This window comes from Geodermatophilus sp. SYSU D00879, assembly GCF_054050375.1.
Genome location: NZ_JBJGZF010000001.1, coordinates 14,787 through 30,980, shown reverse-complemented (window position 1 = coordinate 30,980; position 16,194 = coordinate 14,787). Strand labels below are relative to the sequence as shown.

Annotated in this window: 18 protein-coding genes; 6 read left to right on the top strand and 12 right to left on the bottom strand. The window is 76.3% G+C overall.

What is annotated here, in order from left to right:
- Positions 1-106 precede the first annotated feature (106 nt).
- Positions 107-802, top strand: a complete 696-nt coding sequence (locus ACI79B_RS00165) for a response regulator (protein WP_456926068.1) — start codon at positions 107-109, stop codon at positions 800-802.
- Here ACI79B_RS00165 and ACI79B_RS00160 read toward each other — a convergent pair.
- The 5 genes from ACI79B_RS00160 to ACI79B_RS00140 form a co-directional block, all read right to left on the bottom strand.
- The gene (locus ACI79B_RS00160; protein WP_456926067.1) at positions 784-1,005 is read right to left on the bottom strand and encodes a hypothetical protein; all 222 of its coding nucleotides are present in this window, start codon (positions 1,003-1,005) and stop codon (positions 784-786) included. The genes ACI79B_RS00165 and ACI79B_RS00160 overlap by 19 nt on opposite strands.
- A 72-nt stretch (positions 1,006-1,077) precedes the next feature.
- Positions 1,078-2,253, bottom strand: a complete 1,176-nt coding sequence (locus tag ACI79B_RS00155; RefSeq protein WP_456926066.1) for a sensor histidine kinase — start codon at positions 2,251-2,253, stop codon at positions 1,078-1,080.
- A 124-nt stretch (positions 2,254-2,377) separates the two neighbouring features.
- Positions 2,378-3,103, bottom strand: a complete 726-nt coding sequence (locus ACI79B_RS00150; RefSeq protein WP_456926065.1) for a DUF3618 domain-containing protein — start codon at positions 3,101-3,103, stop codon at positions 2,378-2,380.
- 51 nt (positions 3,104-3,154) lie between these two features.
- Positions 3,155-3,742, bottom strand: coding sequence for a phage holin family protein (locus tag ACI79B_RS00145; RefSeq protein ID WP_456926064.1), 588 nt, complete (start codon positions 3,740-3,742; stop codon positions 3,155-3,157).
- Between the two features lie 2 nt (positions 3,743-3,744).
- Complete coding sequence (locus tag ACI79B_RS00140) at positions 3,745-4,599, bottom strand: hypothetical protein (RefSeq protein ID WP_456926063.1); 855 nt, start codon at positions 4,597-4,599, stop codon at positions 3,745-3,747.
- A gap of 300 nt (positions 4,600-4,899) precedes the next feature.
- Here ACI79B_RS00140 and ACI79B_RS00135 point away from each other — a divergent pair, with 300 nt between their 5' ends.
- The gene (locus tag ACI79B_RS00135; RefSeq protein WP_456926062.1) at positions 4,900-5,742 is read left to right on the top strand and encodes a siderophore-interacting protein; all 843 of its coding nucleotides are present in this window, start codon (positions 4,900-4,902) and stop codon (positions 5,740-5,742) included.
- Here the strand turns inward: ACI79B_RS00135 and ACI79B_RS00130 are convergent.
- The 3 genes from ACI79B_RS00130 to ACI79B_RS00120 form a co-directional block, all read right to left on the bottom strand.
- Entirely contained in the window at positions 5,739-6,536 is a 798-nt protein-coding gene (locus ACI79B_RS00130) for an enoyl-CoA hydratase/isomerase family protein (RefSeq protein WP_456926061.1), read from the bottom strand. The genes ACI79B_RS00135 and ACI79B_RS00130 overlap by 4 nt on opposite strands.
- Before the next feature lie 4 nt (positions 6,537-6,540).
- The gene (gene ypfJ / locus ACI79B_RS00125; RefSeq protein ID WP_456926060.1) at positions 6,541-7,461 is read right to left on the bottom strand and encodes a KPN_02809 family neutral zinc metallopeptidase; all 921 of its coding nucleotides are present in this window, start codon (positions 7,459-7,461) and stop codon (positions 6,541-6,543) included.
- Positions 7,462-7,556: 95 nt separating this feature from the next.
- On the bottom strand, positions 7,557-8,402 hold the full coding sequence (locus tag ACI79B_RS00120) for a formate/nitrite transporter family protein (protein WP_456926059.1): 846 nt from the start codon (positions 8,400-8,402) through the stop codon (positions 7,557-7,559).
- A 125-nt stretch (positions 8,403-8,527) separates the two neighbouring features.
- Between ACI79B_RS00120 and ACI79B_RS00115 the strand changes: the two genes are divergently transcribed.
- The 4 genes from ACI79B_RS00115 to ACI79B_RS00100 all read left to right on the top strand — a co-directional run bounded on the left by ACI79B_RS00115 (position 8,528) and on the right by ACI79B_RS00100 (position 11,666).
- Positions 8,528-8,908 (top strand): hypothetical protein, encoded by a 381-nt coding sequence (locus ACI79B_RS00115; RefSeq protein ID WP_456926058.1) that lies wholly within the window; start codon positions 8,528-8,530, stop codon positions 8,906-8,908.
- Entirely contained in the window at positions 8,909-10,132 is a 1,224-nt protein-coding gene (locus tag ACI79B_RS00110; RefSeq protein ID WP_456926057.1) for a glutathionylspermidine synthase family protein, read from the top strand. It begins immediately after the preceding gene.
- 36 nt (positions 10,133-10,168) lie between these two features.
- The gene (locus tag ACI79B_RS00105; protein WP_456926056.1) at positions 10,169-10,615 is read left to right on the top strand and encodes a nitroreductase family deazaflavin-dependent oxidoreductase; all 447 of its coding nucleotides are present in this window, start codon (positions 10,169-10,171) and stop codon (positions 10,613-10,615) included.
- 79 nt (positions 10,616-10,694) lie between these two features.
- Positions 10,695-11,666 carry an ABC transporter substrate-binding protein gene (locus ACI79B_RS00100; RefSeq protein ID WP_456926055.1) on the top strand — a complete coding sequence of 324 codons (972 nt, stop codon included), beginning with the start codon at positions 10,695-10,697 and terminating at the stop codon, positions 11,664-11,666.
- On the opposite strand, the gene ACI79B_RS00095 is transcribed toward ACI79B_RS00100, so the two are convergent.
- The 4 genes from ACI79B_RS00095 to ACI79B_RS00080 all read right to left on the bottom strand — a co-directional run bounded on the left by ACI79B_RS00095 (position 11,663) and on the right by ACI79B_RS00080 (position 16,165).
- Entirely contained in the window at positions 11,663-13,126 is a 1,464-nt protein-coding gene (locus ACI79B_RS00095) for an FUSC family protein (protein ID WP_456926054.1), read from the bottom strand. The two genes, ACI79B_RS00100 and ACI79B_RS00095, sit on opposite strands and share 4 nt — an antisense overlap.
- A 181-nt stretch (positions 13,127-13,307) precedes the next feature.
- A complete protein-coding gene (locus ACI79B_RS00090) occupies positions 13,308-14,279 on the bottom strand; it encodes an aldo/keto reductase (protein WP_456926053.1) in 972 nt (323 codons plus the stop codon).
- A 151-nt stretch (positions 14,280-14,430) separates the two neighbouring features.
- Entirely contained in the window at positions 14,431-15,498 is a 1,068-nt protein-coding gene (locus ACI79B_RS00085; protein WP_456926052.1) for a winged helix DNA-binding domain-containing protein, read from the bottom strand.
- A gap of 28 nt (positions 15,499-15,526) precedes the next feature.
- Complete coding sequence (locus tag ACI79B_RS00080; protein ID WP_456926051.1) at positions 15,527-16,165, bottom strand: hypothetical protein; 639 nt, start codon at positions 16,163-16,165, stop codon at positions 15,527-15,529.
- Positions 16,166-16,194: the final 29 nt, after the last annotated feature.

Here is a 16,194-nt window from a genome sequence, read left to right as displayed (position 1 = left end):
CTCGCGAGGGGGAGGCCGACCCTCGCCCGGCTGCACGCCGCGGCGCCGGGCGCCGATGCCCTCCAGGAGACGGGCGGGACCGCCGCCCGCGGGCCGGGGAGGTGCGGTGGGCGCGCAGTCGGTGCTCGTCGTCGAGGACACCGAGGAGATCCGCGAGCTGGTGGTCACGGTGCTGCAGCGGGCCGGGCTCGACGTCCGCGCCGTCGGCTCGGGCGCGGAGTGCCTGGCGGAGGTGCGCCGGTCGGCGCCCGACCTCGTCGTCCTCGACCTCGGGCTGCCCGACGGCGACGGCACCGAGGTGTGCCGGCAGCTGCGCGCGGAGAGCGGCTGCTACGTCCTCATGCTCACCGCCCGCGCCGAGGAGGTCGACCTGCTCGTCGGCCTCGCCGTCGGTGCCGACGGCTACATGGCCAAGCCGTTCTCCCCGCGGGAGCTGGTCGCGCGGGTGCAGGCGATGCTGCGCCGCCCGCGCAGCGTCGTCGCCGTGCCGGAGCCCGACGACGCCGTCGTCCGGCTGGCCGACCTGGAGGTCGACGAGGACACCCGCGAGGTGCGGGTCGACGGCGTCGTGGTCGACCTGACCCGCACCGAGTTCGACCTGCTGGCCGCGCTCGCGTCGCGGCCGGGCCGGGTGCTCCAGCGCGAGACGCTGCTGCGCGAGGTGTGGCGCACCGACTGGGCCGGCAGCCTGCGCCTGGTGGAGGCGCACATGTCCAACCTGCGCCGCAAGCTGACCGCTGCCGGGCTGCGGGCGGCGCAGATCCGCACCGTCCGCGGGGTGGGCTACCGGCTGGTGGCCTGACCCCGCCGGGGCTCCTGCACCCGGGTGCCGGCGCAGCAGGTGGCCCGCGCGCGCAGCCGCCGCACCAGGACCGGGTCGGCCGCGGGGAGCTCCGGGGCGGAGGGCGCCGCGGCGGAGTCGGCGAGGAAGGCCAGCAGCCGGGCCGGCAGCTCGCTGCCGCGGCCCGGGGTCGTCCGCTCCGTGTCGCCGTCCTGCGTGCTCACGGCGGGGAGCCTGCCAGCGGCCCCGCGGCCGGTCCGCGGGACCCCCGAGCGATCCCCGCGGGACCGGTGTGCTCAGCGCGGCAGGACCAGCGTCGCGGTGGTGCCGCGGCCCTCGGTGCTCGCGAGCTCCAGCCGCCCGCCGTGCGCCGCCGCGATGGCGTGCGTGATCGACAGGCCGAGCCCCACGCCCGGGACACCGGCCCGCACGGCGCTGGTGGCGCGGGTGAAGCGGGTGCCCAGGCCCGCCCGCTCCGCGCCGGGGATGCCGACGCCGGTGTCGCGGACCTCGATGCACACCTCGCCGTCCGCCGTGCCCAGCCCCAGCTCCACCCGCCCGCCGCGGGGGGTGAACTTCACGGCGTTGGACAGCAGGTTGTCGACCGCCTGGCCCAGCCGCAGCGCGTCGCCGGGCACGACCGGCCCGGCCGCGGGCGCGGTCACCGCCAGCGTCACCCCGGCGGTGTCCGCGGTGACCTGCGCCGACTCGCCGGCGGCGCGCACGAGCGCGGCCAGGTCGACCTCGCCCGGGGTGAGCGCGAATCGGCCGGCCTCCACCTGCGCGGTGAACAGCAGGTCGCCGACCAGCCGCTCGAGGCGGGAGGCGTTGCGCTGCACGGTGGCCAGGTGGCGGCGGGGGCCGGCGCCCAGCGTCGGGTCGTCGAGCACCAGCTCCAGGTAGCCGAGCACCGACGACAGCGGGGTGCGCAGCTCGTGGCTGACCAGGGCGACGAACTGGTCCTTGAGCCGCTCCGCCGCGCGCACCTCGGTCATGTCGGTGCCGACGAAGGTCCAGCCGGCGGCGCCGCCGTCGTCGTCGGCGCGTGGCGTGACGGCCACCGAGACGGTGCGCCGGGTGCCGTCGGCGGCCACGCAGGTCCAGTCGCGGACGTCGCTGCCGCGGGCGGCGGCGACGGACACCAGCGCGTCCAGGCCGCGGCCGGCCAGCTCCGCGGGGTCGTGGAAGTCGGTGATCCGGCGCCGGCGGACGACGTCGGCGCGGGGGAGCCCGAGCAACCGCTCGGCGCCGGGGTTCCACACGCGGACGACGCCGTCGCGGTCGGTGCCCACGACCGACTGCTCGGTGATCGCGTCGATCACGCTGGTCATCGTGGCGGCGCGGGCGCGCAGCATGCGGGCGGCGACGGCGAGCTCCTCGCCGCGGGCGTCGACCAGCGCGGTCAGCGTGGCCCGCTCGGCCCGCAGCGCGGCGACCTGCGCGCGCAGCTCCGCGACCTCGACGTCCGTCACACCGGCAGCGTCGACCGCCGCCGGGCGCGGCTGCAGCCGGGGCCGGCCCGGGTCACCCGCCGAGGGGAGACGCGACAGCGCCCCGCCGGGTGGGACCCGGCGGGGCGCTGCTGAGCTGCGAGGATCAGCTCGACGAGGCCTGGCTCTGCACGGACTCGCGGGACTGCTGGGCCTGGCCCTGCACGTCCTGCGCGGCCGACTGGCCCTCCTGCTTGACGTTCTGCGCCGCGTCCTGCGCGGTCGACTTGACCTCCTCGACGGCCTGCTGGGCGGCCGGCTTGAGCTGCTCGCCGACCTCCTGCGCCGCCTGCTTGGCCGGGGCGAGCAGCTCGTCCTTGTGCTCGCGGACCGCGTTCTCGGCCTGCTCGGCCAGCTGCCGCTCCTTCTCGGTGGCGGGCAGCAGGCTCGACACCAGCCAGCCGACGCCGAAGGCGATCAGCCCGGCCGCGAGGGGGTTGCCCTGCGTCTGGCGGACCACCGCGTCGGGGGCCTGCTGGACGGCGTGCGCCGCCTGGGAGGCGGCGTCCTGGACGGTGCCGGCCGCGCTCGACGCCGCGCCCTGCACGGTGCCGGCCGCGTTGGACGCCGCGCCCTGCACCGAGCCGACGGCGTGCTGCGCCATGCCGCGGGCGTCCTGCGCGGTGCCGCGCGCCGAGGACCGGGTGTCGTGGGCCGAGCCCATGACCTTGTCCTTGACGTTGGCGAAGCGGCCCTTCGCCGAGGACATCCGCCGGTCGATGACGCGGGCGGGGTTGACCTTCTCGTTGAGGGCGTCGACGTCGTAGCTCAGCTCGCGACGCGTCTCCTCGATCTGCCGCCGGATGACGTCCGGGTCACTGCTGCTGGTCATGTCTGCTCCAGGGGGTGTGGTGGCCTGACCGCTCGGGTCGCGGGCCGAGGGTCAGTGGGGCTTGAGGGCGCCGGGGACCTGCTGGAGGGTGTCCACGGTCCGTTCGGGCTTCGGGTTCACCTGCCGGAACTTCTTGCGTCCCATGGCGTAGGCGACGGCCCCGATGACGCCCCAGATGACCGCCACGATCAGTGCGGCCAGGCCGGCGTCCATCACGTTCTCCAGCGCCCACCACAGGGCGAAGGAGAGGAACAGCACCGTCATGTAGCCGGCGAAGCCCGCGGCGCCGAACATGCCCGCGCCCTGCCCGGCCTTCTTGGCCTCGACCTTGAGCTCGGCCTTGGCCAGCTCGAGCTCCTGGCGCATGAGCACCGAGAGGTCCGTGGTGACCTCGCTGATGAGCTCACCGACGGAGGTGCCGGAGACCTCGGGCCGGCCGGCCTCGGTCATCGGGGTGCCGCGCTCGCCGGCGTGCGCCCCGTAGGACTCGGTCGGGTACTCCTGCTGGCCCGCGTAGCCCTGCTGGCCGGTGTAGCCCTGCTCGTAGCCGGGGGTCACGGCGTAGTTCGACTGCGGCGGCTCCGGGGGGTAGCCCTGCTGGCCGCCCACCGGCGTGGCGCCGGAGTAGGGGGAGCTCATGGTCAGACCCCCTGGCCCGGGCGGCGGGTCGGGTCGTCCCACCCGGCGGGCGCCGACGGCGGCACCACGCTGCCGGCCGGCGGGACCGTGCCGTACGGCGGGGGCGGCACCGGGGTGCCGGGGGTGGCGGCGTGCTCGCCGTAGGTGCCCGTCGTCGTCTCGTAGCCGCCGGTCGTCCCGTAGCCGGTGGTCGACTCGTAGCCCGAGTAGGTCGGGGCCGGGTCGACGTAGTTGCCGGCGGTGTAGGACGGCGGCGTCGAGGCGAACTGCTGCGAGCCGGACGAGGAGCCGTTGCTGTGCGCGGCCTTGACGCCGCTGGTCAGCCGCCCGGCGAGGACGCCGGCGACGGCGGCGCCGAGCAGGAAGGTGCCGGGCCGACGGCGGGCGAAGGAACGGACCTCCTCGAGCAGGTCGGCCGGCTCGCGGTTCTGCAGCATCTCCGCGAACTCCTGGACCTTGCCGGCGCCCTGCTGGATCAGGTCGCGGGCGGGGCCGGGGGCCGGGGCGTTGCCGTCGACCATGCCGCGCAGCTGCTCGGCCAGGCTCGACAGGCTCTGGCCGGCCTTCTGCTGCTGCGACACGACCTGCTGGCGGGCCTGGGTGCGGCCCTGCTCGACCAGGCTCTGCGCCTGCTGCTTGGTCTCGGCGACGACGTTGCGGGCCTCGTCCGCGGCGGTCGAGGCGACCTGGGAGCCGGCCTGCTTCGCGGTCTGGCCGACGTTGCGGGCCTCGTCCTTCGCGACGTCGGTGGTCGACGGCGAGCCCGAGGTGGTGGTCGAGGTCGTACTCGTCTCCCCGTAGCCGCTGGCGCCCGAGGAGGGCGGCGGCGGGAGGGGGGCGTCGATGGAGTGGGTCATCGTTCCTCCTGAGTGGATCTCGGTCGAGGCTGGCGCTACCCAGAAATGGATCACTCACACACATCCCGGCGACGGCCGTCGCCGGGGCGGATGCGGGTGGAGCGGGGCCGGCGACCAGTGGCGCCGGCCCGGTGGACCGTGGGGAAGACGCGGTCGGGAGCCGGCCGGACCGGACGTCCGTGCCCGGCGGCGTCGCCGTTCCCGCAGGCCACGGGCTACCCGGACGCACGGGTCCGAAACGGCGGCGGGGCTCCCGGGGGACGCAGGTAAGGTGAGCCTTCCCTGATCCGAGGAGGGCTCATGGCCGACCAGTCCCCGCGCCGCAGGCGGACGCCCCGTACGGGCACCGTCGTGCGCACCAGCCGCGTGACGCCGCACGTCGTCCGCGTCGTCCTCGGCGGGGAGGGGCTGGCCGGCTTCGCGCCCGAGCACACCGACTCCTACGTCAAGCTGCTCTTCCCGCCGGCCGGTGCGCCCTACGCGGCCCCGTTCGACCTCGACGACGTGCAGGCCCGCCTGCCGCGCGAGCAGTGGCCCGCCACGCGCACCTACACGGTCCGCTCCTGGGACGCCGCGGCCGGCGAGCTGACCGTCGACTTCGTCGTCCACGGCGACCAGGGCGTGGCCGGCCCCTGGGCGCGGGCCGCCCGCCCCGGCGACACGCTGCAGCTGTTCGGCCCCGGCGGCGCCTACAGCCCGGCCGCCGACGCCGGCTGGCACCTCATGGCCGGCGACGAGACCGCGCTGCCGGCGATCGCCGCCGCGCTGGAGGCGCTGCCGGCGGGGGCGCGGGCGGAGGTGTTCGTCGAGGTGGCCGGGCCCGAGGAGGAGCAGGACCTCGCCGTCGGCCCGGGCGTGCGGGTGACCTGGGTGCACCGCGGCGCGGCCCCCGGGGTCGCGCTGGTCGCGGCCGTCGTCGCGGCGGACCTGCCCGAGGGGGACGTGCACGTGTTCGTGCACGGCGAGGCCGGCGCCGTCCGCGAGCTGCGCCGGTTCGTGCGCACCGGACTCGGCGCCCCGCGCGAGCGGCTGTCGGTGTCCGGCTACTGGCGGGCGGGCAGCACCGAGGACCGCTGGCAGGCCGAGAAGCGCGAGTGGAACGCCGCCGTCGAGGCGGAGGAGCAGGGCCTCGGCGTCGCCTAGCCGGGGGTCCAGGGGAAGCGCGGGGTGCGCCGCTCGGTGAAGGCGGCCACGCCCTCGGCGAGCTCGCCGGCGGCGATGGTCTCCCGGTACCAGCGGCGGGCCACCTCCTCGCCGTCGCCGCCCGCGGCCAGCGCGGCGGTGACCTCCTTGGCGGCGCGCTGGGTGAGCGCCGACCGGCTCGCCAGCACCTCGGCGAACCGGCGCACCTCACCGGCCAGGTCGCCGGCGGGCAGCAGCCGGTCGACCAGGCCGGTGCGCAGCGCGGACTCGGCGTCGATGAGCTCCCCGGAGTACAGGAGGTAGCGGGTCGTCGCCGGGCCCACGAGCTCCACCAGCTGCCGGGTCGACGTCGGCGTGTAGACGATCCCGACCTTCGCCGGGGTGACCCCGAAGACGCCGGTCGGGTCGGTGAACCGCAGGTCGCAGCAGGTGGCGAGCTCGACGCCACCGCCGATGCAGTGGCCGCGGATCATCGCGATCGTCGGCCGCGGGAAGTCCCGCAGCGCCGCCTGCGCGGCGAGGTTGTCGCGGCGCAGGTGCGCCATGGGGTCGTCGGTGTCCGGCCCGCCGAGCAGGTCGGAGATGTCGGCGCCGGCGCAGAAGCTCGTCCCGGCGCCGGTGAGCACGAGCACCCGCACGGACGGGTCCTCGGCCAGCCCGGCCAGCACGCGGGGGAGCGCGGCCCACATGCCGGCGGTGAGCGCGTTGCGCTTGTCCGCGCGGTCGATGGTCAGGACGGCGACGGCGCCGTCGCGGCCGACCCGCAGGTGGTCGGCGGGGTCGTTCGAGGTCACGCGCTCAGCCCAGGTCGTCCGTCGCGAAGGTGTCGCACTGCCGCGGGTCGCCGGTCTCGTACCCGGTGAGGAACCAGCGCCGGCGCTGCTCGGAGGAGCCGTGGGTGAAGGTGTCCTGGTCCACGGTGCCCCCGCCGAGGTTCTCCTGGATGAAGTCGTCGCCGATGCGGCCGGCGGTGTCCAGCGCCCGGTCGACGTCGTCCTGGGTGATCTCGGCGATGAGCGGGGCGCCGGACTCGTCGGGCACCGTCTCGGCGTGGTTGGCCCACACGCCGGCGTAGCAGTCGGCCTGCAGCTCCAGCCGCACGGTGCCGCTGGCCGGGCCGGTCTCGCCCGGGGTCACCTGCCGGTTGGCGCCGAGCAGGTTCTGCACGTGGTGGCCGTACTCGTGGGCGAGCACGTAGGCGTTGGGGAAGGCGCCGCCCTCGGCGCCGAACTGGCTGCGCAGGGTGTCGAAGAAGGTCAGGTCGATGTACACGAGCTGGTCGGCCGGGCAGTAGAACGGCCCCGACCCGCTGGTGGCGCCGCCGCACTGCGTCTGCACCTGACCGGAGAAGAACACCGTGTCGGTGGGGACGTAGTCCGCGCCGAGCGCCTGCGACCAGTAGTCCTGGATGGAGTCGACGTCGGCGACGACGGCGCACTCGACGGAGGTGTTGGCGTCGCCGCTGTCGTCGCAGGACTGCTCGAGGGCGCTGTTGTCGGCCGTCTCGCCCGCGCCGAGGCCGCCGGACAGCGCGCCGAGCCCGGCCCCGGCGCTGCCGCCGCCGCCGAGGACCTGGAACAGCACGATCACCAGGAGCCCGACGAGGCCGATCCCGCCGCCGCCGACCGCGAGCCCCCGGCCCCCGCCCAGGCCCCCGCCGCGTCCGCGCCGGTCCTGGATCGACGACGTGTCGAGGTCGCCGCCCTCCCTGTACCTCATCCTGTGCAGTCCTCCCGGTGGCTGGCCGTCGTCCGACCGTGCCACCGGCCCCCGCACTCCGCGACCGGAGCCTCACCCGGCCGGGCGGCGCGGGGTTAGGCGCGCTCGGCGGGCTCCGCGCCGGTGCGCGGGGCGGCGTCGCGGTCCTCGCGCAGGAACAGGTACCAGTACGACGTCCCGACGAAGAGCACCGCGCCGACCAGGTTGCCCGCGCCGGCCAGCAGCCAGTTGGTCACGGTGTCGCCCCAGTTCGCGCCCTCGACGCCGGCGAACACCGCCGCCGGCAGGAAGAACATGTTGGCGACGACGTGGTCGAAGCCCATCGCCACGAACGCCATGACGGGGAAGAAGACCGCCAGGATCTTGCCCGAGACGCTCGACGACGCCAGCGACATCCACACCGCCAGGCAGACCAGCCAGTTGCACCCGACGCCCCGCAGGAACGTCTCCCACGCGGTGTGGTGGGTCTTGCCGTCGGCGATCTCCGCGAGCCGGGTGAAGGTCAGCTGCGCGCTGCCGGTGCTGTCCGGGTCGCCGATCACCCCGGTGGAGACGGCGAGGAAGTAGGCGACGAACAGCGCGCCCAGCAGGTTGCCGAGGAGCACCAGCGTCAGGTTCCGGAGGACGTCGGCGCCGGTGATCTTGCCGTTCATCGCGCTCAGCGGGACCAGCATCATGTTGCCGGTGGCGAGGTCGGAGCCCGCGATCAGCACGAGCACCAGGCCGAGGGTGAACGCCGCGCCCATGAACAGCGTCGGCAGCGTGCCCCACGTCTCGGTGGACAGGCCCGAGGAGACGGTGATCGCCACGAGCGCGCCGAAGGAGATGTAGGCGCCGGCGAGGAAAGCGCTCACCAGCACCCGGTCCCAGCTGCGGTGCACCTTCTTGGCGCCGGTCGCGGCGGCGACCTTCGCGACCTCGGCGGGTTCCTTCGCGGTCATCGCGCCTCCCGGGACGGCGGGTCGTCCCGGGACGCTAGTGGAACAGCACCGTCCGCGCCGCCCGGGGACGCCGACGCCGCAGGTCGGGCCTAGGGTCGGGCCGACGATCACACGGGGAGGAGCCCATGGCGTTCGGCAACCGGGTGCGCAGCGCCCTGACCACCACGGTGCTGGCCACCGCGGCCACCGGCTTCCTCGCCGGCTGCGGGTCCGACGACGAGCAGGAGCAGGTCGCCTACTGCACGAACGAGGACGGCGAGATCGTCGACGAGGACTACTGCGACGACGACTACCGCGGGGGCGGTGGCCTGTTCTTCCTGTACCTGGGCGCCTTCCGCCCGGGCCTGCCGGTCGGCACGGTGCTGCCGGCCGGCGGCACCCGCGTCAACCCCACCGACACCGCGGCCCGCCAGCGCTACGGGCTGCCCGCCACCGGCAAGGTGTCCGCCGGCCAGCGGGTGACCGGCGGCATCGGCTCGGGCGTCGGCGGCGGCGCGGGCTCCTGAGTGCGGCGCGTCGAGGCAGGCGTCGTCCGGCCCGGCTGGGAGGCCGAGGTCGAGGCGCAGGGGCTGGTCTACAACCGCACGACGACGCCGGGCGGCGAGGTCCGCAGCTACTGGCGGGAGGGCCCGTACTACGACTTCACCGCCGCGGAGGTCGAGCGGCTCGAGGGCGCCGTCGCCCAGCTGTTCGAGATGTGCGTCGCCGCCGGCGACCACGTCATCGAGCACGACCTGTTCGACCGGATGGGCATCCCGCTGATCGCCCGCTCCGGCATCCGCGCCTCGTGGGAGGCCGAGCCGCCCAGCGTCTACGGCCGCTTCGACCTGCGCTACGACGGCGAGGGACCGCCCAAGCTGCTGGAGTTCAACGCCGACACCCCCACCGGCCTGGTCGAGGCGGCGGTGACCCAGTGGAACTGGCACCTGTTCACCGGGCAGGGCCGCGACCAGTGGAACGCGCTGCACGAGCGGCTGGTCGCCGCCTGGCAGCGCAACCTGACCCGCTGGGAGCGGCGCACCGGGGTGCGGCCGCGGGTGCACCTGGCGTGGACCAGCGCGGAGACCTCCGGCGAGGACCGGATGACCGTCGCCTACCTCATGGACACCGTCGTCCAGGCCGGCTACGAGGCGGTCGAGGTCCTGGTGGAGGACATCGCGCTGGACTCCGGTGACGGCCGCTTCTACGACCCCGCCGGCCGCCACCTCGACGTCGTCTTCAAGCTCTACCCCTGGGAGTGGCTGGTCGACGACGAGTTCGGCGCGGCCGTCCTCGCCGACGCCGCCCGCCCGGGCGGCACCACGTGGGTCGAGCCGGTCTACAAGATGCTGTGGAGCACCAAGGCGCTGCTGCCGGTGCTGTGGCAGCTGTTCGGCAGCGACCCGGTGCTCGGGCAGTACCTGCTGCCGGCCTACTTCGCCGACGAGATGCCCTCGTCGTGGCGGGACTACGTGCGCAAGCCGCTGTGGGGCCGCGAGGGGGCCAACGTGCAGGTCGTCCGCGGCGGGCAGGTGGTCACCGCGATGCCCGGCCGCTACGGCACCGAGGGGTTCGTCGTCCAGGAGTTCGCGCCGCTGCCGGACTTCGCCGGCGTCGACGGGCCGCACCACCCCGTCCTCGGCGCCTGGGTGGTCGACGGCGAGCCCGCGGGCCTGGGCATCCGCGAGAGCGACGGGCTGATCACCGACAACCTGAGCTTCTTCGTCCCGCACACCGTCGACGCCCGCTGAGCGGCAGGACCCGCCGGGTCGACCTACGGTCGGGGCATGCCGCTGGAGGGTGAGTACGAGCCGAGTCCGCAGCAGTGGGTCCGCGACCAGGTGGAGCGCTACGAGGCGACCGGCGGGCGCGAGGCCAACACGCTGCTCGACACCGGCCTGCCCGTCGCGATCTTCACGACCCGCGGGGCGTCGACCGGGAAGGTCCGCAAGCAGCCGCTCATGCGGGTCGAGAAGGACGGTGTCTACGCGATGGTCGGCTCCCAGGGCGGGGCGCCGAAGGACCCGGCGTGGGTGGCCAACCTGCGCAAGCACCCCGACCAGGTGACCGTGCAGGACGGCCCGGAGCCCTGGGACGGCGTCGCCCGCGAGATCGCCGGCGAGGAGCGGGCCGAGTGGTGGGAGCGCGCGGTGGCCGCCTACCCGCCGTACGCCGAGTACCAGCAGAAGACCGACCGGGTCATCCCCGTCTTCCTGGTCGAGCGGACAGGCTGACCCGCCCGCTCGACTGAGGGAAGGCTGTCCTAAGTTGACTTCCGGCGCCGGGTGGTCCGGTGCCGGGAGGAGGGCGACGGTGCTCTGGGGACGGACGGGCCGGCGGGTCGCCGGGACGACGGCGGGCGGGCTGCTCGCGGCGGCGCTGCTGACCGGGTGCGGGGACACCGACCCCGTGGCCGAGGCGGCGCCCGCGGAGGAGACGCGCACGGTCGAGCACGCGATGGGGGAGACGGAGGTCGCCGGCACCCCGGAGCGGGTCGTCGTCCTCGACACCGGGGAGCTCGACGCCACCCTCGCCCTCGGCGTCACCCCGGTGGGCGCGGTCCGCACCGACGTCAGCGACGAGCTGCCCGGGTTCGTGACGGAGGCCGGCGTCGACCCCGCCGACATCGCCGCCGTCGGCACGATCGCCGAGCCAGACCTGGAGGCGATCGCGGCGCTGCAGCCGGACCTGATCCTGTCCAACTCCGTGCGGCACGCCGACGTCTACGACCAGCTCGCGCAGATCGCCCCCACCGTGTTCGCCGAGGCGATCGGGGAGAGCTGGCAGGAGAACCTGCTGCTCGCCGGCGAGGCGCTCGGCCGCGAGGAGCAGGCGCAGGACCTGCTCGACGGGTTCGCCGCGCGGGCCGAGGAGGTCGGCGGCCTCTACGGCGACCCGGCGCAGACCGAGGTCAGCGTCGCCCGCTTCCTCGACGGCACGACGGTGCGGCTCTACGGCGAGGGCTCGTTCATCGGGGCGGTGCTGGCCGACGTCGGCTTCGCCCGGCCGGAGCTGCAGCGGACGGCGGAGACCTTCGTCGAGGTCTCGCCCGAGCAGGTGACCCAGGCCGACGGCGACCTGCTGTTCTACGGCGCGTACGGGGCCGACGGCGCGACGGCGGCCGGCCAGGTCACCGCCGGGCCGCTGTGGCAGTCGATCCCCGCGGTCGCGGAGGGCCGGACGGTCGCGGTGGACGACGACCGCTGGTTCCTCGGCCTCGGCCCGCTCGGTGCCGGGCTGGTGCTCGACGACCTCGAGGAGCTCGCGCCCCGGCTGGCGGGCTAGGACGCGGCGAGCCGGCGGCCGAGGTCGGCGGCCACGGCGTCGTCGCCGCGGGCGCGGGCGCCGAGCAGGCCCCAGCCGAGGTCGGCCACGACCCGCGCGGCGTGCACCCGGGCGGTGAGCGCCGGCGTGGGCAGCAGCTCGGCCCGGGCGGCGGCCGACACCTCGGCCAGGTGATCGAGCGCGGCGTGCAGCCGGCGGTCGTCGCCCGCGGCCGCCGCGGCGGTCACCTCCCGCACCGCCGCGGGCAGCCGCCGGCTCGACGCCCGGGGGAGCAGCGACAGCCCGACCGCCAGGGCGAGGGCGACGCCGACGCCGGTCTCGGCCAGCCGCTCGACGACCAGGTGCCCGGCGGACGGCGCCGGGTTGCCCAGGTGCACCAGCAGCAGCGCCAGGGGGGTGATGCAGGAGACCGCGAGCACGTACTGCGCGGCGATCAGCAGCTCGACGGCCAGCTGCAGCACCCCGGCCAGCGCGATCGCGACGCCGACCGGCGGGTCCAGCGCGACCAGCAGCCCCGCGACGAGCACGCCGAGGGCGGTGCCGACCGCGCGCTGCAGCCCGCGGGTGCGGGTGGCGCGGGCGTCGGTGCCCAGCTGCACCGCGACCGCCGTCGTCACCGCCCAGTAGGGGCTGGACAGCCCCAGCGCGACCGCGGCCAGGCCCGCGGCGGCCGACCCGACGCCCAGGCGCAGCGCGGTCGCCGCCGCGGGGGCGTGCCACCACCGCGACGGCGCCGGGCCGAGGGGCGGGGCGGCGGCCGGCGGGGGCCCGGCGGGCAGCGCGGCGAGGAACCGCCGCTCGACCTCGTCGAGGCGGGCGCGCAGCCGGCCCTCCCCCCGGGCGCTGCCACCGCGGACCGCGACGTCGGCCAGCCGCACCGCCCGGGCCGCGCCCGCCGGGGGACCGCCCACCGCCGCCTCGGCCGCCTCCAGCGCGCGCCGCTCGGGGCCGGCCGGGTCCCACAGCCAGGGCAGCATGCAGCCGGCCCAGGCCAGCGCCGCGCCGGCCGCGGCGGCGAGGACGTGCGCGCCGAGCCCGCCCGGCGCGGTGCCGAGCGCGCTGGAGCCGCCGGCCACCAGGACGACGCCCAGCGGTCCGGGCGGGCCGACCCGCCGGACGACGCCCGCCGCGGCGGCCGCGGCGGCCAGCCCCGCGCAGGCGAGCACCAGGGCGACCGGGTGCCCGCCGGCCAGCGCGCCGACGGCGCTGCTCGCCACCAGCACCACCCCGACGACGGCGACCACGCCCGCGCGCCGGCGGTAGGGCAGCGCGTGCCCGTAGACCGCGGTGAACGACGCCAGGCCCGCCGCCGAGCCGAGGTCCGGGCGGCCCAGCGCCACCCCGGCGGCCAGCGTCAGCACCAGGCAGGCCGCGGCGGTCACCCCGCGGCGCCCGCCGGCCCGCCACAGCGCCCGGAGCGGGGGGACCGGCGGGCCGAGGAGCGGGCGGACGGCGGTCACCCTCCCATCGTCGCCGCGCTCCCCGGGCCCGGCCGGGTGCCCCGGGCGTGATCCCGGTCCCTGGACGCGCCGCGCCCGGCGCCGGGACACGCCCGGCACGACCACCGACCGGCTGCTGCGCGCCGCGCTGTTCGTGGAGGGACTCGACGGCGCGCGCTCGTGCCGCGCGAGTACCGGCGGGTCAGAAGCCGGCGACGGCGTGCGGGCGGTACGGCTCCTCCAGGCGGGCGACCTCCTCGTCGGTGAGCCGCAGGTCGACGGCGGCGACGGCGTCGTCGAGGTGCGCGGCCCTCGTGACGCCGACGATCGGCGCGGTGACCACCGGTCTGGACAGCAGCCAGGCCAGCGCTACCTGCGCCCGCGGGACGCCGCGCTCGCGGGCCACCTCGGCCACCCGCTCGACGATCGCGCGGTCGCCGGCCTCGTCGTAGAGGCGGCCGCCGAACGCGTCGTTCTCCGAGCGGTGCGTCGTCTCGTCCCAGTCGCGGGTCAGCCGGCCGCGGGCCAGCGGGCTCCACGGGATGACGCCGATGCCCTGGTCGGCGCACAGCGGGAGCATCTCCCGCTCCTCCTCTCGGTTGAGCAGGTTGTAGTGGTCCTGCATCGACACGAACCGGTGCCAGCCGCGCTCGCCGGCCAGGTGCAGCGCCTTGCCGAACTGCCAGGCCCACATGCTGCTCGCGCCCAGGTAGCGGACCTTGCCGCTGCGCACGCACGCGTCGAGCGCCTCGAGCGTCTCCTCGACCGGCGTGGCCGGGTCCCAGCGGTGGATCTGGTACAGGTCGACGTGGTCCACCTGCAGCCGGCGCAGGCTCGCCTCGAGCTCGCGCAGGATCGCGAGCCGGGACAGCCCGCCGCCGTTGGGGCCCGGGCGCATCCGGCCGTGCACCTTGGTGGCCAGGACGACGTCGTCGCGGGTGGTGAACTCGCGGATCGCCTTCCCGGTGATCTCCTCGCTGGAGCCGGCCGAGTAGACGTTGGCGGTGTCGAGGAAGGTGACGCCGGCCTCGAGCGCCTTCCGGATCAGCGGCATCGCCTCGTCCTCGGGCAGGCTCCACGGCGTCATCCCGCGGTCGGGCTCGCCGAAGCTCATCATCCCGAGGCAGATCCGCGAGACCTCCAGTCCGGTGGCGCCCAGGCGCACGTACCTCATGCCGTCGTCTCCATGCGCCCAGCCTTCCCCGGCGGCCCCGCCGTCGCCTCCCGGCCGCGCACTGCCGGGGTTCCTCGTGCTCTGCCGGTGCCGCCGCGCGGGCAACGGACGGGGAGAGCCCGCACTGCGGTCGAGTCCCGGCCGCACGGCGTCAGGGGAGTGCGGCGGCGAGCTCCGGCACGCGCTCGGCGACGCCGTCGGGGAAGGCGGTGAACGGCTCGGCGGTGGCGACCCGCCTCGCGCCCTTCCCGGTCCACCGCCAGGTGCCCACCACCTGCCCGCCGCAGACCACGGTGGACCGGAACACCCCGTTGCCGCCGGGCGCGATGCGGTCGGCGAACTCCGGGGGCACCGTGCAGGTGCGGTCGGCGTAGCCGAGGACGACCTCGTCGAAGCCGGGCAGCAGGTGCAGCCCCTCGGCGTCGGCACGGCAGGCGGCCAGCCGCTCCGGGGTCTCCGGGTCGAGGTACATCTCGGTGCCGCCGACGTCGACCGCGGCCAGCCGGTCCCGCACCGGCGCCAGGCCCGCGCGGGCGTCGCGGACCGTCGTGCCCGCCCAGCGCACCAGGTCCGCGACCGTGGCCGGCCCGTGCCCGGTGAAGAACCGCAGCGCGAGCTCGGCCAGCGCCTCCTCGCGGTCCAGCCGGCGCGGCGCGGGCACCCACTCGTCGAGCAGCACGAACGCCTGGTCGCCGTCGTCGGCGGGGCCGAGGACCAGCGTCCCGGTCTGGGAGAGGTACCAGAGCGTGTGGTAGCCCTTCTGGCCCGCGACGTCGCACCCGGCGTCGGCGAGGGCGGCCAGCAGCGCGGCCCGGCCCAGCCGCCGCCCACCGGTCAGCGCGGCGACGGCGACCTCCCGCGACCGCTCGAGGTCGTCCTCGGTGAGCCCGACGACGGCCCGCCGCCTCGCCGCGCCGGCCAGCACCCGCCCGCCGAGCAGCTCGAGCATCCAGGGCAGGTCGTCGGCGGCGACCAGGTGCAGCGTCCCGCGCATCGGCCAGGACCGGACGACGTCACCGGCGTCGAGGGCCGCGGTGACCCCCGCGCGGGAGCGGCCGGCGGTGCGCAGCGCCACCGACGTCAGCGCGCCCGGCAGGTCCTGGCCCTGCACCGCGCCGAGCGCCCGCACCGCCGCCGCGGCGTCGGGGAACGGCGGCCCGGCCACCCGCTGGGCCACCAGGCGCAGCAGCGCGACCTCGCGGGGCGTCACCGTCGTCATGCCGGGAGGGTGCCAGCCGGGGGTGACGTCAGGCGTCCTGCCCGCGCTCGATCCCCAGCGTGGCGAGCAGGTCCTCGTGCAGCTGGATCCACACCGTGTGGCAGGAGTCGACCTCGGGGGAGTCCACCCAGCGGCGCTCGCCGTGGTCGACCCGGGCGAGCGCGGCGGCGTAGCGGTCGGAGTAGCCGTCCAGGCGCTGCAGGCAGCGGGCCAGCGGGTCGGTCACCGCGGCCAGGTCGCGGCCGAGCGTCCCCAGCGCCCGCAGCACCCGCTCGTCCCACCTCCAGTCGGTGTGGTCGTTGGCGGCCATCGGCTCGGTGCGGGTCGGCCGCAGCTGCCAGTCGGTGCACACCTTCCCGAACCTGCGGTTCAGCGGGACGAACCGGCCGTGGGCCTCGGCGACCACGTCCCGCGCGCCGGTCCGCTCCAGCTCCGCGCCCATCCGCCGCTCGTCCTCGGCGCGGCCGGCCTCGGTCAGCGACCACCCGGCGCTGTCGGCGAAGCGGGTGTGGGTGACCCAGCCCCGGGTGGCGTGCTCGATCAGCCGGTCCTCGACCTCGTCGCGGTCGAGCCCGTAGCGGGCGGCGATCCGTCCCGGGGAGGCGAAGCCGAGCACCCGGGGGCCGTGCAGCGCGAGGTCGTCGAGGTCGGAGACGTGTGCGGGCACGGGGCCATCCTCGATCACCGCACCCGCCC